Here is a 20,313-nt window from a genome sequence, read left to right as displayed (position 1 = left end):
GAGGCGCCATTGGCCGATCCTGTCATCCGCATCCACAGCTCTGCGTCGGAGATCGACGCCGCCGCATGGGACGGGCTGCTCGCCCTGCAGCCAGCCCGCTCACCCTTCATGCGTCACGCGTACCTGAACGCGCTGGACGCCAGCCGCAGTGCGTCTCCGGCCAGCGGCTGGACGCCGCAGTTCATCACGCTCTGGCAAGGTGATCGGCTGGACGCCGCCTGCCCCCTATACGTCAAGGACCATTCGTACGGAGAGTACGTGTTCGATTGGGCCTGGGCGAATGCGTACGAGCAGCATGGACTGGCCTACTACCCCAAGGCCGTCGTCGCCGTGCCATTCACCCCCGTGCCCGGGGCACGCCTGCTTGCCCGCGATGAAGCAAGCCGCCTCCTTCTGGCGCAGGCACTGATCGCCTGGTGCAGCGAATCCGAAGTTTCGTCGCTGCACCTGCTCTTCGGTGCAGACGAGGACATCGCGGCCTGCTCGGAGGCCGGCCTGATGCTGCGCCATACCGTGCAATTCCACTGGACGAATGGCGGATGGACGGACTTCGACGCCTTCCTCGCCAGCCTCTCGCACGACAAGCGCAAGAAGATCCGCCAGGAGCGCCGCAAGGTCCACGATGCCGGCGTGCGCTTTCGTTGGTCGCGCGGCACCGACATCAGCGACGCCGACTGGGACTTCTTCTACCGCTGCTATGCCCGCACCTATCGCGAGCACGGCAACCCGCCCTACCTGAACCGGGACTTCTTCCATCGCATGGCGGCCACCATGCCGGAGGCGTGGCTGCTCTTCGTCGCCGAGCGCGGAGGCAAGCCGATCGCGGCCAGCCTGATTGCGCTCTCCGCGGGCCTGGGCGGCGACGATGCCTCCGAGCACCCGCTCGTGGCGTACGGTCGCTACTGGGGAGCCCTCGAACGCGTCGATTGCCTGCACTTCGAGGCCTGCTACTACCAGCCGCTGCAGTGGTGCATCGAACACGGCGTCGAACGTTTCGAAGGCGGTGCTCAGGGCGAGCACAAGATGGCGCGCGCGCTGATGCCGGTCATGACCACCAGCGCGCACTGGCTGGCGCATCCCGCGTTCGCAGACGCGGTGGAACGCTTTCTCGAACGCGAAGGCGCCGGCATCGAGAACTACATGGACCACCTCGGTGAGCGCAGCCCGTTCCGCACGTCCGAATGATCTCCAAAGCAAAAAGCGCCTCGCGACGTATGCCGCGAGGCGCTTGCAGGTATCCGGGCCTGAAACTTACTTCTTGAAGTTCGCGATGCCGTCCATGATTTCCTTCTTGGCGGCGTCGATGCCTTCCCAGCCCAGCACCTTGACCCACTTGCCGGCTTCGAGATCCTTGTAGTGCTCGAAGAAGTGCGTGATGGCCTTCAGGCGCATCGGGTTCACATCCTCGACCTTCTTCCAGTGGCTGTAGATGGGCAGTACCTTGTCGGTCGGCACGGCGAGCACCTTGCCGTCGACGCCGGCCTCGTCTTCCATCATCAGGATGCCGATGGGACGGCACGGCACCACCACGCCGGGCACCAGCGCCCAGGGCGTGATCACCAGCACGTCGACCGGGTCACCGTCGCCCGACAGGGTCTGCGGCACGTAGCCGTAGTTGGTCGGATAGTGCATGGCGGTGGTCATGAAGCGGTCGACGAAGATCGCGCCCGATTCCTTGTCGACTTCGTACTTGATCGGATCAGCGTTCATCGGGATCTCGATGACGACGTTGAAGGCTTCGGGGGCGTCTTTGCCGGGGGAAACTTTGCCGAGGGACATGGTGCGTGTCTTTGGAGTAGTTGAAAGTGTTGTACGCCGGATGCGGACAAACCCGAAGTTTACTTTCCATGTCACGGGACAGTCGCACAGAACGCCACTTTTGCCTGTAAATTGGCCGCGTTGGCCAATCGGCCCCATGCCTGCGCGGCATCGGGGCTTCGAGGAAGCAACGCGGCGGAAGCACTGACCCGTACGCGTTGCGCACAGGTCGGGCTTACGTCTCCACAAGTTATGAAACGAACTACTGGAGAAGCAAAGGCATGACTGGCAACACCCCTCTCGTCCTCGCCATCGTCTGCGGCCTCGTGGCCGTAGCCTATGGTTTCTGGGCGCGCAGCTGGATTCTTTCGAAAGACCCGGGCAATGCCCGAATGCAGGAGATCGCGGCGGCCATCCAGACCGGCGCCGCGGCCTACCTTGCGAAGCAGTACCGCACCATCGCGATCGTCGGCGTGGTGCTGGCGATCCTGATCGGCATCTTCCTGGACGTGACCACTGCGGTGGGCTTCATCATCGGCGCGGTGCTGTCGGGCGCCTGCGGGTTCATTGGCATGAACGTGTCGGTGCGGGCCAACGTTCGCACGGCGCAAGCCGCGACCCAGGGCATCGGCCCGGCGCTGGATGTGGCCTTTCGCGGCGGCGCCATCACCGGCATGCTGGTCGTGGGCCTGGGCCTGCTGGGCGTATCGGCCTTCTACTGGTTTCTCGTGGGCAACGGCAACCTGACGCCGGATAAAAGCCTTGCGACGCTGCTCAATCCGTTGATCGGCTTTGCTTTCGGTTCGTCGCTGATTTCGATCTTCGCGCGGCTGGGCGGCGGTATCTTCACCAAGGGCGCCGATGTCGGTGCCGACCTGGTGGGCAAGGTCGAAGCAGGCATCCCCGAGGACGATCCGCGCAACCCGGCCGTGATCGCCGACAACGTGGGCGACAACGTCGGCGATTGCGCCGGCATGGCGGCCGACCTGTTCGAGACCTATGCGGTGACACTGATCGCCACCATGGTCCTTGGCGCACTGATGGTGGCCGCGGCGCCGGTGAATGCGGTGCTGTATCCGCTGGCGCTCGGCGGCGTGTCGATCATCGCGTCGATCATCGGCTGCTTCTTCGTGAAGGCTTCGCCGGGCATGGTCAACGTCATGCCGGCGCTCTACAAGGGCCTCGCAGTCGCGGGCATCCTGTCGCTGATCGCGTTCTGGTTCGTGACCAGCTGGCTGATTCCCGACAACGCCATTGCGCCCACCGGCAGCCAACTGAAGCTGTTCGGCGCATGCTTCGTGGGCCTGGCGCTGACGGCGGCTCTGGTCTGGATCACGGAGTTCTATACCGGCACGCAATATTCACCGGTGCGTCACATTGCCCAGGCTTCGACCACGGGCCATGGCACGAACATCATTGCCGGCCTCGGCGTGTCGATGCGCTCGACCGCATGGCCGGTGATCTTCGTGTGTATCGCGATCCTGGCCTCGTACATGCTGGGCGGCCTCTACGGCATCGCCGTGGCCGCAACGGCGATGCTGAGCATGGCCGGCATCGTGGTCGCGCTCGACGCCTACGGTCCCATCACCGACAACGCCGGCGGCATCGCCGAAATGTCGGAACTGCCGGCCAGTGTCCGGGACATCACCGACCCGCTCGACGCGGTGGGCAATACCACCAAGGCCGTCACCAAGGGCTACGCCATCGGCTCGGCCGGGCTCGCTGCGCTAGTGCTTTTTGCCGACTACACGCACAAGCTCGAGAGCTTCGGACTCAACATCAGCTTCAACCTGAGCGATCCGATGGTGATCGTGGGCCTCTTCATCGGCGGCCTGATCCCCTACCTTTTCGGAGCGATGGCGATGGAGGCCGTGGGCCGGGCCGCCGGTTCGGTGGTGGAGGAAGTGCGCAGGCAGTTCCGCGAGATCCCCGGAATCATGGAGGGCACCGGCAAGCCCGAGTACGGACGTGCGGTGAGCATGCTGACCGGCGCGGCGATCAAGGAAATGATGATCCCCTCGCTGCTGCCCGTGGTGGTGCCGATCCTGGTCGGTCTCGTGCTCGGACCCAAGGCGCTCGGTGGTCTGCTGATGGGCACCATCGTCACCGGCCTGTTCGTTGCCATCTCCATGTGCACGGGCGGTGGCGCGTGGGACAACGCCAAGAAGTACATCGAGGACGGCCATCACGGCGGCAAGGGCTCCGAGGCGCACAAGGCGGCCGTCACCGGCGACACCGTGGGCGACCCCTACAAAGACACGGCAGGCCCCGCGGTGAATCCGCTGATCAAGATCATCAACATCGTGGCGCTGCTGATCGTGCCGCTGGTGGTCAAGTTCCACGCCGGCGATGCAGGCGCGATGGCACCGCATGCCGCACCACCGCCTGCGACGGCACCTGCTGCGCCCGCTGCGCCGGCTGTGGCGCCGCCGGCACCTGCAGCGGCGGCACCTGCTGCCGCCCCGGTGGCCGCCGCCGAGGCAGGCCCCTCGATCAAGACCGAGGGCGGCGTGGTCAAGTTCTACTTCGCAACCAGCAGCGCTGAAGTGCCCGCGGGCTCCAGCGAGGCGCTGGTCGACATCGTGAAGGCCGTGCAAAGCGGCAATCGCGTGCTGGTGAGCGGCTTTCACGACGCGTCCGGCGACCCGGCAAAGAACGCGGAGCTCGCCAAGCAGCGAGCGATGGCGGTCGGCGCGGCGCTCAAGCTGGCCGGCGTGCCGGACGACAAGGTCGAACTCGCCAAGCCCGCGCAGACGACGGCCGACGGGCCGCCGGCGGAAGCCCGCCGCGTGGAAGTGAAAGTCCAGTAGCCATGCCTTCGACGGCCACGCTCGAAGCGTTCATCGCCGCGGTCGAAAGCGGCGAGCACGCCAAGGCGATCGAGGACTACTACACCGAAGGCGCCACCATGCGCGAAAACCAGGCAGAGCCGCGGCGTGGCCGCGATGTGCTGGTCGCGCACGAACGTGCCGTCCTCGCGAACACCGCCTCGGTCGACTCGCAATGCGTGCGGCCCGTGCTCGTGAATGGCGACCACGTCGTCATCCGGTGGATCTTCGATTTCACCGGCAAGGATGGCCGCCGCATGCACATCGAAGAACTCGCCTGGCAGCGGTGGGAGGGCGAGCGCATTGCACAGGAGGAGTTCTTCTACGACCCTGCACAGATGAAGCCGGGCTAGCCGCCCGCTGCATCGCCGCTTGGTGGCCGCAAGCCCGGGCACAGCCCCGCTTGCGGCCTTTTTCTTGTTCGGAGTCAATGCACCCTGTGGCCGAGGTTTTGCGCAGGCCTCTGCGGGTATCCTGAGCGACGTCATGACGCGCCATCGACTCCATGTTCTTTCGCTGCTGCTGTGCGTGACCGGTCTGGCGCAGGCGCAGACGGGTGCCGTTCCGATGAGCTTCGAGGCCGCTCGCCTCCAGATGCTCGACCGCTCCGACAAGCTGGCGGCTGCGCGCGCCGGCGTCGAGTCGAAGGATTTGCTGGGCCAGAGCCTGCGCAACCTCGGCGGGCCGATCGTGAGCGTGAACGGCCTCGCCTATTCCTACAACGCCAACCTGAGCCTGAATCTCGACCCGCTGAACCAGGGCGTCGGGCAACTGGCGCAAACGCTGCCGCCTTCGATCCAGAATCTGCTGGCAGGGGTGCCAATTCTTCCGCTGCCCTCGAACTACACGCTCAACCGGCACGACAGCGGCAGCTATGCAGCCCTGGCGGGCATCTGGCCCATTTACCTCGGCGGGGCCACAGATGCCGTTCGCGGCTTCGTCGCAGCGCAATCGCGTGAGGCCCAGGCCGATGCCGAACAGGCCGGCCATGAGGTCGACACCGTGCTGGTGCAACGCTATTTCGGCGCCCAGCTTGCCAAACGCGCCGCGGTGTTGCGCCAGCAGGCGGAGCAGACCATCGGCCGCCATGACGAGGCAGCGCAGAAGATGCTCGCCGCCGGTGTGATCTCGCGCGTCGAGCGCCTGCAGGCCAGCGTCGCCTACGAGGACGCCAAGCGCAACGCCCGCAAGGCCGAGGACGACGCCGCACTGGCCGCCGCCGCACTGGCCCGCACGGTGCGGGTCGAAGGCAGCGTGGCGCCGCTGACGCCTCTCTTCGTGCTGAGTCAGCCGATCGAGCCCCTGGGCCATTTCCTCGACGCCGCGATGACGCGCCACCCCGGCCTGGCCAAGGTGGCGGCCAAGAAGTCCCAGGCCGAGCAACTGCACGAAGGTGAGGAGGCGCTGCGCCGGCCGCAGGTGGTGGCTTTCGGCACACGCGAACTCAAGGGGAACAATGCCGACTGGGTGGCCGGCATCGGCATGCGCTGGGCGCTCTACGACTCGATCGACCGCAGTGCGCTCACGGCATCCTCCCAAAAGCAGATCGAACAGGCCGAGCGCACCGACGCGCAGGCGCGCAACGACATTTCGCTGCTCGTGGAACGCAACTGGCGCGCAGTGGAGAACGCGCGCCGCCAGTACATGGCAATGGCGCCTTCGGTCGAGCTGTCGCAGGAAGTTCTCCGCCTGCGCACGGACGGCCTGCGCGAGGGCACGAGCACCACGCTGGACCTGATCGACGCCGAGACCAACCACGCCAAGACCCTGACCGAGCGCGCCCAGGCTGCCAACGACTATGTGCAGGCGCTCGCGCAACTGCTCGAGAGCGCAGGACTCTCCGACCAATTCCCCGACTACATCGCACGCGCGGACGTGAAGGTGAACTGATGAGCGCCAAGACAAGAAAGTTGATTGCCATCGTCGCCGGCCTGCTGGTGCTGGCGCTCATCGTCTGGGGCTTCCGCATCGCGACCCGGCCGGCTCCTGAGGTGTTCCAGGGCCAGATGGAAGCGCAGGAAACCGACATCGCCGGCAAGGTGACAGCGCGTGTCGTCGAAGTGCTCGTGAAGGAAGGCGACGTCGTCCAGGCCGGCACCCTGCTCGTGCGAATGAACAGCCCCGAGGTCGAGGCCAAGCTGGCGCAGGCCACGGCCGCCGAGCAGGCCGCCAAGGCCGTGGCGGAAAAGGCGCAACACGGTGCCCGCCCGCAGGAGATCGAAATGGCGCGCATGCAATGGCAGCGCGCCGAAACCGCCGCCGAACTGGCCCGCATTTCTTTCAGCCGGGTCGACGGCCTCGCGCGAGAAGGTCTCGTTGCAGCGCAGAAGCGCGATGAGGCCGAGGCCAACTGGAAAGCCTCGCGCGACGCCGCCGTCGCTGCCAAGGCGCAATACGACATGGCGCGTATCGGCGCCCGCAACGAAGACAAGGCGGCCGCGGACGCACAGGTGCGCCAGGTGGCCGGTGTCGTCGCCGAGGTCGAAGCCGCGAGGGCCGAGACCGAACTGCGCAGCCCGGTCGCGGGCGAGGTGGCCAAGGTGCTGGCCAAGGCGGGCGAACTCCTGCCGCAAGGCGTGGCGGTCGCGACCGTGGTCGACCTGAGGGACCAGTGGGTGGTGCTCAACGTGCGCGAAGATCGACTGGACCGCTTCGCGATCGGGAAAGAGTTCGACGCCATCCTGCCCGCGATCTCGAGCGCCGACGACAAGGGCGGCGGCCGGCGCAAGGCGCGCTTCAAGGTCTACTACAGCGCGCCGCTGCCCGACTTCGCAACCTGGCGCGCGACCCGCGGTGGCGCCGGCTTCGACGTGCGCACCTTCGAGGTTCGCGCGCGCCCGTTGCAGCCGATCGAAGGCGCACGGCCCGGCATGAGCGTGCTGGTCGAGTAGCCCATGAGCCTGCACGGCGTCCTGGCGGCGAGTGCTCGGCGCGAGGTCGCGCTCCTGCGCACGAGGCCCTGGGATCTCGCCATGATGTCGTGGGTGCCGCTGCTGGCGGTTGCGCTGATCTGGTGGATCTTTTCCGCCGGCCTGCCGACGCACCTGCCGATCGGCGTGCTGGACCAGGACCATTCCGCGCTTTCGCGGCAGGTCGTGCGCTTTCTCGATGCAACGCCGGGCCTGCGCGTCGTGCAGCGCTACGACGACGAAGGCGCGATGGCCCGCGCGCTCACGAGCGGCGCGGTCGATGCCGTAGTCCTGCTGCCACGCAACCTGAGCCGCGACGTCAAGCAAGGGCGCGCCGGCCAAGCGGTCCTGCTGCACAACGCGCAACTCGGGACGCATTCGAGCCTGATCCAGCGCGACGTACGCACGGCCATCGGCACCGTGTCCGCCGGCATCGAGCTCTCGGTTCGCAACAAGCGCGGTGAATCGATGACCGCCGCGCGAGCGAGCATGGAGCCGATCCGCGCGAACATGGTGACGCTGTTCAACACCTCATCCGACTACGAGCGCTTCCTGGGTGCGGCACTGATACCGGCAGTGCTGCACATCCTGGCGATGACCGCCGGCGCCTGGGCCGTGGGCCGCGAACTGCGCGACGGCACGATCGCCGAGTGGCTCGGCAGCGGCCCCCGCTGGCATGAGGCGCTGGCCGCTCTCGCGGGCAAACTCGCCCTGCCCTTCGCCAGCCTGTCTCTCGTCGCTCTGCTGGCCATGCTGTGGATCACGGCCGGCCGCGGCTGGCATCCGGCAGGGTCATTGGGCTGGGCGCTTTTTGCCCTGCTGGTGTTTCTTGCGCTCTCGATCACGCTCGGTGGATTTGCGTCCGCCATCACGCGTTCGCTTCGCACGGCACTGTCCGCAACCGGCTTCATCACCGCACCGGCCTTTGCCTTCGGCGGCGTCGGCTTCCCGCTGGTCGCGATGCCGATGCTGGCGCGCGCCTGGGCGTATCTGCTGCCGTACACACACTACATCCGCGTGCAGATGGAGCAATTGCAGATGGGTGCGCCGCTGGTCTATTCGCTCGCGACGCCCCTGTGGATGATCATCGCGACAGCCGTGCTGCTGGGCTTGAGCGCATCGGCGCTGGCCAGCGCGGCACGCGAGCCTCGGAGCTGGGGAAAGCGCTGATGGAACGCCCACGCCTCGACTTCGTTGCCGCATGGCGCGACACCGCGCTGGCCGTACTGCGCGATGGCGGCGTGATGCTGATCATGCTGCTGGCACCGATCATCTACGGCTTCTTCTACCCTTGGCCCTACGGGACCCAAGCGGTCACGCGCGTGCCGGTCGCGCTGGTGGATCAGGACCACAGTTCGCTCTCGCGGCAGATCACCCGCTTCGCACTCGCCAACCCGCGACTCGACCTACGGCTGGTCACTGCCGATGTGCGCGAGGCGCAGCATGCGTTGTGGCGCGGCGACATCGAGGGCTTTGCCCTGATTCCGGCAGATCTCAGGCGCGATGTGCTGCGCGGCGCGTCCACAGTGGTCACCATCGAAGCCAACGGCGCCTATGCGCTCATCAACAAGGCGGTGCTCTATGGCTTCTCGGAAGCCGTGGGCACCGTCTCGGCGGGTATCGAGATCCGCAAGCTGCAGGCGCGCGGGCAGAGCGAGCCGCAGGCGATGCAGAGCCGGAGTCCGCTCAATATCCAGTTGGTGCCGCTGTTCAACCCGACCGAAGGCTATGGCAGCTACGTGGTGCCGGCAGTCGCCTTGTTGATCCTCCAGCAGACCTTGCTGATGGGAACTGCCATGCTCGCCGGCACCTGGGCAGAAGCCGGGCGCCTTCGGGCGGGCTGGAGGGCGTGGCTCGGCCGCCTCGCCGCACTGTCATGCTTCGGCTTCCTGAGCGGGCTCTTCTTCCTCGGCTGGGTGTTCTTCCTGCAGGACTATCCGCGCGGCGGCAATCCGCTGGGCGCCCTGCTGCTGCTCGCCTTCTATGTGCCCGCGATCTGTTCGGCCGGCCTGCTGCTCGGCAGTTGGGTCCGGGATCGCGAACGCGCGCTCCAGGTGCTGCTCTTCACCGCGCTGCCGATGGCCTTCGTCTCGGGATTTTCGTGGCCCGTGGAGGCGCTGCCGGAGCCGCTGCAGGCACTGCGCTGGCTGGTGCCGAGCACGGCGGGGATCCAAGCCTCGCTGCGGCTCAACCAGATGGGTGCGCCGGTGGCCGCGGTCGTGCCCCATTTGATCGTGCTGGGCATCCTCGGCCTGGGTGCCACTGCCGCCCTGCTGGGCATTCGTCCCGACGCGGCGGAACCAGGAGCACAATCCAAAAATCCACGCTCGTGACTATTTTGCCATTTCCATGACCGACCTTGTCGTTCGCCGCCTGTTGATCGATCTGCAGCCGCCCGTTGCGCGCGACTGGTGTGGCGGCGATGCCTTCGCCACCGCCTTTTTCAATGCGCTGTCGATGAGCTTCCCCTTCGGCGAGCAATTCTTCATCGACGCCGTGCGTCGCGGGCTCCAGCACGCCAGCGCCGAAGTGCGTGAGAAGCATCAATCGGAAGTGCGCGGTTTCATCGGACAGGAAGCGACGCATCGCCGGATTCACGCCGTGTTCAATGCGCATCTGGACAGCCAGGGCCTGGAAGACGGCTGGACGCCTCGCGCCATGCAGCGGATGCAAGCGCTGGACGAGGCGGACCCGCGCCACGCCGTCGCCATCACCGCCGCGACCGAACACTTCACCGCCATGTTCGCCGAATGGCTGCTGTCGCATCCGCAATGCCTGGATGGCGCTGAGCCGCGTCTGAAGACGATGTGGCTCTGGCACAGCGCCGAAGAACTCGAGCACAAGAACACTGCCTTCGACGTCTACCAGGCCATCGGCGGCTCGCACGAGTGGCGCGTCCGCTGGTTCCGCCGCGTCACGCTGATCTTCCTGGGCGATCTGCTCAGGCAGACGGCCGACAACCTGCGCAAGGAAGGCGTGTTGTGGAAGACCTCGACGTGGCGCAGCGGAGCCCGCCTGCTGTTGGGCCGCCGCGGCCTCCTGCGGGAAAGCTGGGGCACCTGGTGGCGGTATCTGCGGCCGGACTTTCACCCCTCGCAACAGGACAGCGCCGTGTCCCGGCGCTGGCTGGCCGATAACGCATCGAGTTTCGTGCGCGTCGACGCGCAGCCTGCGAGCGCCGCGCTCAGTTCAGGCTGATGCCGTGCGTCGGCAGCGCACCTTGTTCGGTGCGCAGCGGCACGCCCTGGAGCGTGTCGAAGTCGGACGGTGCCTCGGGCACGCGCATCTCTTCCAGTTCGTGCAGCGATGCAACCCAGCGTCCCGCAGCCGATTCGGCAGGCTCATCGTTGGTGAAGATACCGTCGCGGATGTAGAAGGTCTCGCCGGCAGGCCGCTCCATGTGCAACTCGATCAGGCGCGAGATCGGGAAGGTGTAGGTGACCAGCTTTTCCTTCGTCTTGCGGTCCTTGGCTCCGCAATTGAAGAAGCCTTCGGCGGCAATGACGATGCACGAGCCCTCGACCGAGCTGTCGATGTCGCCGCCGCAGCGCCACACGGCGGTGGGCAAGCGCACGCGCACCTTGTCGATGACGAGATCCCGTTGCTTGTTGAGGGCGTTGAGCGGGGGCACCAGCGAACGCAGTTGCCGCAAACGCTCGGCAAAGTTGTCATCCATGCAGAACTCCACATGGTGCGTCGCGCCGCCCGAGCGCTTGACGACCTGCATGATGATGTGGCGTTGCTGGCTCACAGGGTCCGTCCTTTGGCGAGCAATTGACGGAGACCCAGGCCTTGAAGGGTTGACGAATGAATTCGGATCATTGAATCGACCGTGAATTAGAACTTTGGTATTGACGCAATTATTCGCATCAATTGTTTCTAACTGTAGATCGAATTCCGTCAAATGGGTAGGCGGTACGAAGTACTAAATACGGGGCGCCGGTTGCGCTTTGCATCCCTAATTCGGCACCACCAGCAGGGGTCAGGCGCCCCCGGATTCCACCAATTCGTCGAGTGCCTTGCAGGACGGCGCACAGACCGTTTGCGACTTCCCCAGAAGTTGCCGGGTGCGCATCTGCGAACGAACGCGATGCTTGCCGCACATGAAACAGGACATCGTCGCGCCACTGAACGAGGCCGAGGCACGGAAGGGCGAGCCCGGTGCCTTGGCTTTGTAACGGAGGCCGTCCGCAACGACGGCCGTCTTGACCTCGGCTTTACTCATGGGTGCTTTCCGGTCCTGCGCCGTGCATGGCGCGCCCTATGGCGGCCTTCGCGGCCAGCTCGGCCGACAGGGACGCATCCAGCGCCGAGCGGCAGAGCCCGGCATATTGGTAATTCATGTTCTCGTACACCTCGGCAGCGGCGGGATAGGCGTCCAGCAATTGGCCGAGTTGGGCGCCCGGCTCCACATCGCGAAATTCATCGACCAGGTGCATCACGACAGAGCGATATTGCTCGGCGCCCACCGGCACGGCGCTGTGTTCGAGCCGCTCGAGGAGCTGCGCGAGCACATGCGTCACAGCCAGGTCGGTCTTGTGCGCAGGGGTTTGGGTAGCGTTCATGGGCAGCATGTGGGGCGATGAAGGAAAATTGCAAGGGGAAGCGCAGCTGCACCAACCCGGGATTACAACAGCATTTCGGGAACGATCGGCGCGATGAGCTTGTTGTAAAAGCGCAAAAAGAAGCCCGATTCCGGCTCGACCGTCAGGATGATCTCCTTCTCGCCGTCCGTGGTGAGCCATTCGACGGTGCCGGTTTCCTTTGACAGGCGCAGGCGATAGGAGTTCTGCAACTTGCTGATCTTGATCACCCGGAGCATCTCGCGCGCGAGTTGCGGGCTGTCGACCACCACGCCCATTTCGGTGTTCTGCGTCGCGGAGCGGGGGTCCAGGTTCATCGAGCCGATGAAGACGCGCCGCCCGTCAATGGCCGCCGTCTTGGCATGCAGGCGACCCAATGAAGTTCCGAAGGAGCCGAAACGCTCGTTGGCCGTGGTTCGCGCCGGGCTCAATTCGTAGAGATCCGCGCCGCTGACAAGCAGGCGCTGCCTGTAGCGGACGTAGCCTGTATGCACCAGCGGCTCGTCGTTGGCGGCCAGCGAATTGGTCAGGAGCGTCAGCTTCACCTTGCGCCGGGACAGATCGTCGAACGCGGCCATCCCCTTCTCACCCGGCACCAGGTACGGCGAGGTCAGGTCCACCTCGGTCCGCGCATCCATGAGCAGTTCCCAGACTTTCATGGTCACGCTGGTGGACAGCGCTTCGTCGGCGGTCATGTATTTGGGCTTGCTTGGCGGATCGGCGACGGCATGCGCTACGCCCCACAGCAGGCCCATGCGCCCGGCGTCCAGCTCTTCGCTGATCGGCCCATAGCCGAGGATGTCGGAGGGCGGCAGCTCGATCTTCGGCGGCATCGAGCTCATGCCGATCCAGTTGTCGAAATCCTCCGGAGCGGGCTTCCGGCCGCCCTCGCCACGCACGATTTCCTGGATCGGCCAGACCTGCTCGGCGTTCCAGTACGCATCGAAGATCAGCTCCAGTTCCGTCACGACCTTGCCGACCACCAGCGCATCCATGTCGATGAAGTTCTGCGCCTGGCTGAGCACGAAGTACTCGTCGGCGATGTTGCGGCCGCCCACGACAGCCATCACGCCGTCGGCGATGAAGAGCTTGTTGTGCATGCGGTGGTTGAGCCGCGGGATCTCCTGCGGCGAGGCGGCGAAGCGCGACACGAAGCCATCACGTCCGCAACAGAATGGGTTGAAAAGCCGCACCTCCACGTTCGGCGTCTGCGCCAGCGCAAGCAGCGGCTGCTGGCTCTTGGCGGTGTAGAGGTCGTCCACCAGCAGGCGCACCCTCACGCCGCGCGCCGCGGCCTCGCGCAGGGCACGCATCAGCAGCCGTCCGGTGGCGTCGTTCTCGAGTTGGTAATACTGGACGACCAGCGATACCTGCGCCCGCTTGGCCAACTGGATGCGCGCATCGAGCGAATAAACGCCGAGCGGCATCAGGCGAAAACCCGAATGCTCGTCGGGCGGCGTGGAGTCCGCCACGATCTTCGCCAGCGGGGTCGCTGCATCAGGCCGTGTCGCGAATTCCACTGGCCGCTCGGGCGCCACGGGAAGCGAGCCGCATGCGCCCAGCAACGCCATCGCAGCGAGCATCAGCGCCATCCGCAGCAGGCGAATTGCGCCTGGTTTCATCTGTGCACTCATTGGTTGGTTGGAGTTCGCCCCGCACGGCCCTCAATCAGGCGAGCTCCGGTCCTAGAATTCGAAGCGCCGTCACCCGGGGTTACATCATGATGCTATCGATCTTCGCGCGCGCGACTTTGCTCGCATTGGCAGCCGCGGCGACGCCTGCCTTCGCCGCGCTCGACATCGGCGACCCGGTGCCCAAGTTCATCGCCACGGCGGCGTTGGGCGGCAAGACCTTTCGATACTCGCTTGCCGAGGCGCTCGCCAAGGGGCCGGTGGTGGTGTATTTCTTTCCGGCAGCTGACTCCAGCGACTGCTCCATCGAGGCGCATGCCTTTGCCGATGCAATCGACAAGTTCACGGCACTGGGTGCCACGGTGATCGGTGTTTCAGCCGATGACATCGACACGCTCACCAAGTTCTCGGTCAAGTCGTGCCAGAGCCGCTTCCCGGTAGCGTCCGACCAATCCAAGACAGTCATACAGGGCTTCGATGCAGTGATGCAGACGCGGCCGGATTTTGCCAACCGCCTGTCGTACGTGATCGCGCCCAACGGCAACGTCGCGTACTTCTACCAGAACCTGAATCCGGACAAGCATGTCGAACGCATGCTGAATGCGATTCGCGCGCTGCCAAAGGCGACGGCTGCGCGTTAACCCGCCATCGGGCCGGCGACGTGGCGGGAGGTCGCTAAGATTTCCCCCATGCAACTCAACTACATCGGCAACGAAAGCGTTGCCTCCTCGTCCGGCCGCACGCTGCCGGTGATCGACCCCTCCGACGGTCAGACCTTCGACGAGCTGCAGCGCAGCAATGCCGCCGACATCGATGCTGCCGTGCGCGCCGCGCGCCACTGTTTCGAGACGACCTGGCACAAGGTCAGCGCGGCTGACCGCGGCCGGCTGCTCTACCGGCTCTCGCAGAAGATCGCCGAGCACGTCGACGAACTCGCCCTGATCGAGCAGCGCGACTGCGGCAAGCCCGTGAAGCAGGCCCGTGCCGACGCGCTGGCGCTGGTGCGCTATTTCGAGTTCTATGCCGGCGCATGCGACAAGCTGCATGGCGAGACCATCCCGTACCAGGATGGCTACAGCGTGTTCACCTGGCGCGAGCCGCACGGCGTCACAGGCCACATCATTCCGTGGAACTACCCGATGCAGATTTTCGGGCGTAGCGTGGGCGGCGCACTGGCCGCAGGCAACGTCTGCGTCATCAAGCCCTCCGAAGACGCCTGTCTCTCGCTGATCCGCGTCGCGCAACTGGCAGCCGAGGTCGGCTTCCCGCCCGGCGCGCTCAACATCGTGACCGGCTACGGCCATGAAGTCGGCGATTCGCTCGCCCGTCACGCGGGCATCGACCACATCAGCTTCACCGGCAGTCCCAAGGTGGGCACGCTGATCCAGCAGGTCGCGGCGGAACGGCATTGCCCCGTCACGCTCGAACTGGGCGGCAAGAGCCCGCAGATCATCTTTGCCGACGCCGACCTCAGCGCCGCCATTCCCGTGCTGATCAACGCGATCGTGCAGAACGCCGGGCAGACCTGCTCGGCCGGTTCGCGCGTGCTGATCGAGCAAAGCATCTACGAGCCGCTGCTCGAACGCCTCGGCCACGCCTTCGAGGCACTGCGCGTCGGCCCCGCGGCGATGGATCTGGACGTCGGACCGCTCATTCGACAGACGCAGCAGCAGCGCGTGTGGGACTTCCTGTCCGACGCCCAGGTCGCCGGCATTCCGATGGTGGCGACGGGCGTGGTGGTCGAGGAAGCGCCCGAAACCGGCTTCTACCAGGCTCCCACGCTGCTGCGCGACGTGCCGGTGAACCATCGACTCGCGCAGGAAGAAGTGTTCGGCCCGGTGCTGGCCGCGATGTCGTTCCGCGACGAAGACGAGGCCGTGGCGCTCGCCAACGCCACTCAGTTCGGCCTGGTCGCCGGCATCTGGACGAACAACGGCGCGCGTCAGTTCCGCATGGCCAAGCGCGTGAAAAGCGGCCAGGTGTTCATCAACAACTATGGCGCGGGCGGCGGCGTGGAACTGCCCTTCGGCGGCGTCAAGTCCTCGGGCTATGGCCGCGAAAAGGGTTTCGAGGCGCTCTACGGCTTCACCACGCTGAAGACTGTCGCCATCAAGCACGGCTGAGCAGACACATCACATTTCAAACGGAGACAAGACATGCGAGTCAAGGACAAATCCATCATCGTGACCGGCGCCGGCGGCGGCATCGGCGAAGGCATTGCGAAACGGCTGGCCGCCGAAGGTGCGCAAGTCATCGTGAACGACATCAACATCGCGCTCGGCGAACAGGTGGTCGAGGCGATCCTGCGCGCCGGCGGCCGCGCATCCTTCTTTGCGGCCGACGTCACGAAGTCGGCCGAGGTCAAGGCGCTGGTCGACGCCGCCGTCGAGCGTCACGGCAAGCTCGACGTGATGGTCAACAACGCCGGCTGGACGCACCGCAACCGCCCGGCGCTCGAAGTGAGCGAGGACGAGTTCGACCGCTGCTATTCGGTCAACGTGAAGAGCATCTACCTGTCGACCGTCCATGCGGTGCCGGCTTTCCGTGCCAATGGCGGCGGATCGTTCATCAACATCGCATCGACCGCCGGCGTGCGTCCGCGCCCCGGTCTCACCTGGTACAACGGCTCAAAGGGCGCGGTGATCACCACCAGCAAGTCGCTCGCCGCCGAACTCGGCCCGGACAACATCCGAGTGAACTGCATCAACCCTGTCTTCAACCCCGACACGGGGCTGGCGGCCGAGTTCGCAGGCGGCCCTGTCACCGAGGAACGCAAGGCCAAGTTCCGCGCCACCATTCCGCTGGGCCGTTTCTCGACCGCGCTCGACGTTGCCAACGCGGCGCTTTACCTCGCGAGCGACGAGGCTTCGTTCATCAGCGGCGTCTGCATCGAGGTCGACGGCGCACGTTGCGTGTAGCTGACGCCGCTGTGGTCATGTAACCCCGAATGGCCGTTCGGCCGGGCGATGGGTTAAATTGCTCCACCCCATGAGCAAGCATGTCGTCCCTGTCTCCGAGATCGGCCGCGTCCGTCGCGTGCCGCTCGCGGGTGGGCGCGTGGTTGCGGCCACGGGCGTGCTGCTCGACCAGCTCGCCCGCCCGTTGACCGACTTGCGCATCAGCGTGACCGACCGGTGCAACTTCCGCTGCAGCTATTGCATGCCCAAGGAAGTGTTCGACAAGGACTATGAGTACCTGCCGCACAGCGCGTTGCTGAGTTTCGAGGAGATCACGCGCCTCGGGCGCATCTTTGCGTCGCACGGCGTGCGCAAGATCCGCCTGACCGGTGGCGAACCGTTGTTGCGCAAGAACCTCGAAGTGCTGATCGAACAACTCGCCGCACTGCGTACGCCTGACGGCCAGCCGCTGGATCTCACGCTGACGACCAATGGATCATTGCTCAAGCGCAAGGCCGCCGCACTCAAGGCCGCCGGTCTCCAGCGCGTGACCGTCAGCCTCGACGGCCTGGACGACACCGTGTTCCGCAGCATGAACGACGTCGACTTTCCCGTCGCCGAAGTGCTGGCGGGCATCGAGGCCGCGCACGCTGCAGGGCTCGGCCCGATCAAGGTCAACATGGTCGTCAAGCGCGGCACGAACGAGCAGGAAATCCTCCCGATGGCACGGCACTTCCGCGGCACGGGCGTGGTGCTGCGCTTCATCGAGTACATGGACGTGGGCGCGACCAACGGCTGGCGCATGGACGAAGTACTGCCCTCGGCCGAGGTGATTCGCCGCATCGCCGAGGAATTCCCGCTTGAGCCGCTCGAGGCCAGCGCACCCGGTGAAACCGCGCAGCGCTGGGCCTACGCGGACGGCGGCGGCGAGATCGGCGTGATCAGCAGCGTGACCCAGGCCTTTTGCCATGACTGCAGCCGGGCACGCCTCTCCACCGAGGGCAAGCTCTACCTCTGTCTGTTCGCCAGCATGGGCCATGACCTGCGACCGCTGCTGCGTGGCGGTGCCGACGATGCGCAGATCACCTCCGAGATCGGCCACATCTGGCAGGGGCGCACCGATCGCTACTCCGAGCTACGTGCGTTGCGCGAGCCCGATGCCGATGCAGGCGCACCGCGCCGCGTCGAAATGAGCTACATCGGCGGATGAACGCGCCGCACGCCATCGCTGCCAGCGACATCACCGGCCTCGTGCTCGCTGGCGGGCGCGGCTCGCGCATGGGCGGTGTCGACAAGGGTCTCCAGAATTTCAATGGAACGCCGCTTGCCCTGAACGCGGTCTTGCGGCTCGGCATGCAGGTCGGCGAGATGATGGTCAACGCCAACCGCAACCTGTCGGCCTACGAATCTTTCGGCGTGCCGGTCTGGCCGGACGGCCTCGCGGACTATGCGGGCCCGCTCGCCGGATTCCTGACCGGCATGGAACGCTGCGAAACGCCCTACTTGCTGACCGTGCCCTGCGACACGCCGCTGTTCCCGCTCGACCTTGCCAGCCGTCTGGCCGATGCGCTGTCGGCGGAGGACGCCGAGATCGCCATGGTCAACGCGCCGGAGGCTGCTGACGAGCCCGGCGGCGCGACCGTGCTGCGCCCCCAGCCCGTGTTCTGCCTGCTCAGTACGTCGCTGCTCGAAAGCCTGGTGCAATTCACCCAGGGTGGCGGCCGCAAGATCGACAAGTGGACCGCACAACACCGAACGGTGCTGGTGCCCTTCGACCGACCCGACGACGCGCCCGATGCGTTCTTCAATGCGAACACCCTGGCCGAATTGCACGCACTCGAAGGCCAGCGCCCCTGATTCCCTCTCCCTCATGAGCCGCATTGCAGACATTGCCGCCGCATTGGCCGGCTACGACCCCAAGGCCCTCGGCGTCGATGCCGTGCAGGCATTCCTGGCCCGCCTGGCCGAACCCGCCATCGTCGCCGAAAGCGAGCGCATCGCGCTGCGCGACGCGCTGGGCCGTGTGCTGGCGGAGGACATCATCTCGCCGGTGAGCGTGCCGCCGCACGACAACTCGGCGATGGATGGATTTGCGTTCGACGGCGCGCTGCTCGATACCCTCGCCCAGGAAGACGTCACGGTGAGCCTGCGGATCGTCGGCACGGCCCTCGCCGGCGCCGCCTGGCGCGGCACGCTGGCGGCTGGTGATGCCGTGAAGATCATGACTGGCGCGATGATGCCGGCCGGTCTCGACACGGTCATTCCACAGGAGTTCTGCCAAGTCGAAGGCGACACCGTGCGCTTCCCATCCAGCGCATTGCGCCGTGGCGACAACCGCCGGTTCGCCGGCGAAGACCTGATGCAGGGCACGCCCGCCCTGGTGCGCGGCGAGATCATCTCGCCTGCCGCGCTGGGCATGGTGGCCAGCCTCGGGCTGCCGATGGTGTCGGTGGTGCGCCGCCTGCGCGTCGCCTACTTTTCCACCGGCGACGAAATCCTGAGCGTGGGCGAGGTGCCACGCGAGGGCGCGGTCTACGACAGCAACCGCTACACCGTCTTCGGCCTGCTCACCCGATTGGGTTGTGAAGTGATCGACCTGGGCCTGATACGCGACGACCCCGCATCGCTCGAATCCGCACTGCGCCGTGCCGCCAGCGAGGCCGACGCGATCGTCACCAGCGGCGGCGTCAGCGTCGGCGAAGCAGACCACACCCGAGCCGTCATGCAGCGCCTCGGCGACATGGCGTTCTGGCGGGTGGCCATGCGCCCCGGCCGGCCCATGGCCGTTGGCCTGATTCCGACGGAACGCGATGCGCGCGGGCCTGCGGTCTTGTTCGGCCTCCCCGGCAATCCGGTCGCGGTGATGGTCACCTTCCTCGCCTTCGTGCGCCCCGCCCTGCTGCGGATGATGGGTTGCAACGCCACGTGCTCCGCTCCGCCACCCCTGTTGCGCGCCACGAGCATCGATCCGATTCGCAAGAAGCCCGGTCGCACCGAGTACCAGCGCGGCCGCGTGCAGGCCGTGCCGGGGTCGCTGCCCACGGTGCGCATCGCCGGCAACCAGGGTTCCGGCGTGCTTAGTTCCATGGTCGAGGCCAACGGCCTGGTTGTGCTGCATCACGAGCAAGGCAGCGTGGCGGCGGGCGAGTCGGTCGACGTGATGATGTTCGACGGCGTGGTGTAAGGTCCGTCGACCCCCGACCCCAGGAGTTGCGATGTTCGCAGCCAGAATCGAGTTGATGCAGCAGATGCCCATCTTCGGCGCCATCGGCGCGGAGACCATCGAGTTCCTGCTGGCGCCGGCACCGGTGGTCAAGGTGCCGGCCGGTGGCTTCTTTTTCCACGAGAACGAACCGGCCAGCAGCATGTACGTGCTCGAGAGTGGGCGCGTCACGGTGCGCAAGAGCTGGCAAGGCCACGACCTGCTGCTGCGACGGCTCGGCCGGGGCGACTGCTTCGGCGAAATGGCCCTGCTCGACCTTTTTCCGCGCAGCGCCTCGGTCCGTGCCGAGGAAGACTGCAGCGCCATCGAACTCTCGTCGGCCAATCTCTATCGGCTGTTCGAGCGCGATGTGGAGCAGTTCGCGCTGATCCAGATGAACATCGGCCGCGAAATGAGCCGGCGCCTGCGAATCACGGACGATCTGCTCTTCCGGGCCAGCATGGGCGAGCCGCTCGAGGCGCCCGAGCGGCTCTAGCGCCGCGCC

At 66.1% G+C, this 20,313-nt stretch carries 20 protein-coding genes; 15 read left to right on the top strand and 5 right to left on the bottom strand.

Going from position 1 to position 20,313, the window contains the following annotated elements; genetic code table 11:
* The first annotated feature begins 9 nt into the window (after positions 1–9).
* On the top strand, positions 10–1,185 hold the full coding sequence (locus QTH90_RS03115; protein ID WP_286663058.1) for a GNAT family N-acetyltransferase: 1,176 nt from the start codon (positions 10–12) through the stop codon (positions 1,183–1,185).
* Between the two features lie 66 nt (positions 1,186–1,251).
* Here the strand turns inward: QTH90_RS03115 and ppa are convergent, their stop codons facing one another.
* A complete protein-coding gene (gene ppa, locus QTH90_RS03110; RefSeq protein WP_286368039.1) occupies positions 1,252–1,779 on the bottom strand; it encodes an inorganic diphosphatase in 528 nt (175 codons plus the stop codon).
* Between the two features lie 260 nt (positions 1,780–2,039).
* Between ppa and QTH90_RS03105 the strand changes: the two genes are divergently transcribed.
* The 7 genes from QTH90_RS03105 (at position 2,040) to QTH90_RS03075 (ending at position 10,693) form a co-directional block, all read left to right on the top strand.
* A complete protein-coding gene (locus QTH90_RS03105; RefSeq protein ID WP_286663057.1) occupies positions 2,040–4,568 on the top strand; it encodes a sodium-translocating pyrophosphatase in 2,529 nt (842 codons plus the stop codon).
* Between the two features lie 2 nt (positions 4,569–4,570).
* Complete coding sequence (locus QTH90_RS03100; protein WP_286663056.1) at positions 4,571–4,939, top strand: nuclear transport factor 2 family protein; 369 nt, start codon at positions 4,571–4,573, stop codon at positions 4,937–4,939.
* Between the two features lie 133 nt (positions 4,940–5,072).
* Positions 5,073–6,476: a TolC family protein gene (locus QTH90_RS03095; protein WP_286663055.1), complete on the top strand. Its 1,404-nt coding sequence runs from the start codon at positions 5,073–5,075 to the stop codon at positions 6,474–6,476.
* Positions 6,476–7,477 (top strand): HlyD family secretion protein, encoded by a 1,002-nt coding sequence (locus QTH90_RS03090; RefSeq protein ID WP_286663054.1) that lies wholly within the window; start codon positions 6,476–6,478, stop codon positions 7,475–7,477. The genes QTH90_RS03095 and QTH90_RS03090 overlap by 1 nt, the downstream gene beginning before the upstream one ends.
* A 3-nt stretch (positions 7,478–7,480) precedes the next feature.
* Complete coding sequence (locus QTH90_RS03085; protein ID WP_286663053.1) at positions 7,481–8,665, top strand: ABC transporter permease; 1,185 nt, start codon at positions 7,481–7,483, stop codon at positions 8,663–8,665.
* On the top strand, positions 8,665–9,828 hold the full coding sequence (locus tag QTH90_RS03080) for an ABC transporter permease (protein WP_286663052.1): 1,164 nt from the start codon (positions 8,665–8,667) through the stop codon (positions 9,826–9,828). Before QTH90_RS03085 ends, QTH90_RS03080 begins: the two co-directional genes overlap by 1 nt.
* Positions 9,829–9,844: 16 nt before the next feature.
* Positions 9,845–10,693, top strand: a complete 849-nt coding sequence (locus tag QTH90_RS03075; RefSeq protein ID WP_286663051.1) for a metal-dependent hydrolase — start codon at positions 9,845–9,847, stop codon at positions 10,691–10,693.
* Here the strand turns inward: QTH90_RS03075 and QTH90_RS03070 are convergent.
* The 4 genes from QTH90_RS03070 to QTH90_RS03055 all read right to left on the bottom strand — a co-directional run bounded on the left by QTH90_RS03070 (position 10,680) and on the right by QTH90_RS03055 (position 13,700).
* Positions 10,680–11,246 carry a hypothetical protein gene (locus QTH90_RS03070; RefSeq protein ID WP_286663050.1) on the bottom strand — a complete coding sequence of 189 codons (567 nt, stop codon included), beginning with the start codon at positions 11,244–11,246 and terminating at the stop codon, positions 10,680–10,682. The two genes, QTH90_RS03075 and QTH90_RS03070, sit on opposite strands and share 14 nt — an antisense overlap.
* Before the next feature lie 231 nt (positions 11,247–11,477).
* A complete protein-coding gene (locus QTH90_RS03065) occupies positions 11,478–11,720 on the bottom strand; it encodes a hypothetical protein (RefSeq protein WP_286565993.1) in 243 nt (80 codons plus the stop codon).
* Positions 11,713–12,060, bottom strand: a complete 348-nt coding sequence (locus QTH90_RS03060) for a hypothetical protein (RefSeq protein ID WP_286663049.1) — start codon at positions 12,058–12,060, stop codon at positions 11,713–11,715. The genes QTH90_RS03065 and QTH90_RS03060 overlap by 8 nt, the downstream gene beginning before the upstream one ends.
* Before the next feature lie 62 nt (positions 12,061–12,122).
* Positions 12,123–13,700 (bottom strand): phospholipase D family protein, encoded by a 1,578-nt coding sequence (locus tag QTH90_RS03055; protein WP_286663048.1) that lies wholly within the window; start codon positions 13,698–13,700, stop codon positions 12,123–12,125.
* A gap of 98 nt (positions 13,701–13,798) precedes the next feature.
* On the opposite strand from QTH90_RS03055, the gene QTH90_RS03050 reads away from it, so the two are divergent.
* From QTH90_RS03050 to QTH90_RS03020, 7 genes are all read left to right on the top strand, one after another.
* The gene (locus tag QTH90_RS03050) at positions 13,799–14,350 is read left to right on the top strand and encodes a peroxiredoxin (RefSeq protein WP_286663047.1); all 552 of its coding nucleotides are present in this window, start codon (positions 13,799–13,801) and stop codon (positions 14,348–14,350) included.
* A gap of 48 nt (positions 14,351–14,398) precedes the next feature.
* A complete protein-coding gene (locus QTH90_RS03045) occupies positions 14,399–15,832 on the top strand; it encodes an aldehyde dehydrogenase family protein (RefSeq protein WP_286663046.1) in 1,434 nt (477 codons plus the stop codon).
* Between the two features lie 33 nt (positions 15,833–15,865).
* Positions 15,866–16,627 carry an SDR family oxidoreductase gene (locus QTH90_RS03040; RefSeq protein ID WP_286663045.1) on the top strand — a complete coding sequence of 254 codons (762 nt, stop codon included), beginning with the start codon at positions 15,866–15,868 and terminating at the stop codon, positions 16,625–16,627.
* Positions 16,628–16,697: 70 nt separating this feature from the next.
* A complete protein-coding gene (gene moaA, locus QTH90_RS03035) occupies positions 16,698–17,816 on the top strand; it encodes a GTP 3',8-cyclase MoaA (protein WP_286663044.1) in 1,119 nt (372 codons plus the stop codon).
* Positions 17,813–18,463: a molybdenum cofactor guanylyltransferase MobA gene (mobA, locus tag QTH90_RS03030; protein WP_286663043.1), complete on the top strand. Its 651-nt coding sequence runs from the start codon at positions 17,813–17,815 to the stop codon at positions 18,461–18,463. The genes moaA and mobA overlap by 4 nt, the downstream gene beginning before the upstream one ends.
* Positions 18,464–18,476: 13 nt before the next feature.
* Positions 18,477–19,790, top strand: a complete 1,314-nt coding sequence (gene moeA, locus QTH90_RS03025) for a molybdopterin molybdotransferase MoeA (protein WP_286663042.1) — start codon at positions 18,477–18,479, stop codon at positions 19,788–19,790.
* A gap of 31 nt (positions 19,791–19,821) precedes the next feature.
* Positions 19,822–20,304, top strand: a complete 483-nt coding sequence (locus QTH90_RS03020) for a Crp/Fnr family transcriptional regulator (protein ID WP_286663041.1) — start codon at positions 19,822–19,824, stop codon at positions 20,302–20,304.
* The last annotated feature ends 9 nt before the right edge of the window (positions 20,305–20,313 follow it).

This window comes from Variovorax flavidus (assembly GCF_030317145.1).
In the GTDB taxonomy this organism is placed as follows: Bacteria; Pseudomonadota; Gammaproteobacteria; order Burkholderiales; family Burkholderiaceae_C; genus Variovorax; species Variovorax flavidus.
The sequence above is the reverse complement of the archived record's forward strand: the minus strand, read 5'-3'. Positions and strand labels throughout refer to the sequence as shown.

What these genes read in the sequence shown, in the direction of transcription:
- mobA (WP_286663043.1), top strand. Translation starts at nt 17,813, where the DNA reads ATGAACGCGCCGCACGCCATCGCTGCCAGCGACATCACCGGCCTCGTG.
- moaA (WP_286663044.1), top strand. Translation starts at nt 16,698, where the DNA reads ATGAGCAAGCATGTCGTCCCTGTCTCCGAGATCGGCCGCGTCCGTCGC.
- QTH90_RS03040 (WP_286663045.1), top strand. Translation starts at nt 15,866, where the DNA reads ATGCGAGTCAAGGACAAATCCATCATCGTGACCGGCGCCGGCGGCGGC.
- QTH90_RS03095 (WP_286663055.1), top strand. Translation starts at nt 5,073, where the DNA reads ATGACGCGCCATCGACTCCATGTTCTTTCGCTGCTGCTGTGCGTGACC.
- ppa (WP_286368039.1), bottom strand. Translation starts at nt 1,779, where the DNA reads ATGTCCCTCGGCAAAGTTTCCCCCGGCAAAGACGCCCCCGAAGCCTTC.
- QTH90_RS03085 (WP_286663053.1), top strand. Translation starts at nt 7,481, where the DNA reads ATGAGCCTGCACGGCGTCCTGGCGGCGAGTGCTCGGCGCGAGGTCGCG.
- QTH90_RS03045 (WP_286663046.1), top strand. Translation starts at nt 14,399, where the DNA reads ATGCAACTCAACTACATCGGCAACGAAAGCGTTGCCTCCTCGTCCGGC.
- QTH90_RS03080 (WP_286663052.1), top strand. Translation starts at nt 8,665, where the DNA reads ATGGAACGCCCACGCCTCGACTTCGTTGCCGCATGGCGCGACACCGCG.
- QTH90_RS03065 (WP_286565993.1), bottom strand. Translation starts at nt 11,720, where the DNA reads ATGAGTAAAGCCGAGGTCAAGACGGCCGTCGTTGCGGACGGCCTCCGT.
- QTH90_RS03090 (WP_286663054.1), top strand. Translation starts at nt 6,476, where the DNA reads ATGAGCGCCAAGACAAGAAAGTTGATTGCCATCGTCGCCGGCCTGCTG.
- QTH90_RS03060 (WP_286663049.1), bottom strand. Translation starts at nt 12,060, where the DNA reads ATGAACGCTACCCAAACCCCTGCGCACAAGACCGACCTGGCTGTGACG.
- QTH90_RS03050 (WP_286663047.1), top strand. Translation starts at nt 13,799, where the DNA reads ATGATGCTATCGATCTTCGCGCGCGCGACTTTGCTCGCATTGGCAGCC.
- QTH90_RS03105 (WP_286663057.1), top strand. Translation starts at nt 2,040, where the DNA reads ATGACTGGCAACACCCCTCTCGTCCTCGCCATCGTCTGCGGCCTCGTG.
- moeA (WP_286663042.1), top strand. Translation starts at nt 18,477, where the DNA reads ATGAGCCGCATTGCAGACATTGCCGCCGCATTGGCCGGCTACGACCCC.
- QTH90_RS03020 (WP_286663041.1), top strand. Translation starts at nt 19,822, where the DNA reads ATGTTCGCAGCCAGAATCGAGTTGATGCAGCAGATGCCCATCTTCGGC.
- QTH90_RS03100 (WP_286663056.1), top strand. Translation starts at nt 4,571, where the DNA reads ATGCCTTCGACGGCCACGCTCGAAGCGTTCATCGCCGCGGTCGAAAGC.
- QTH90_RS03055 (WP_286663048.1), bottom strand. Translation starts at nt 13,700, where the DNA reads ATGAAACCAGGCGCAATTCGCCTGCTGCGGATGGCGCTGATGCTCGCT.
- QTH90_RS03075 (WP_286663051.1), top strand. Translation starts at nt 9,845, where the DNA reads ATGACCGACCTTGTCGTTCGCCGCCTGTTGATCGATCTGCAGCCGCCC.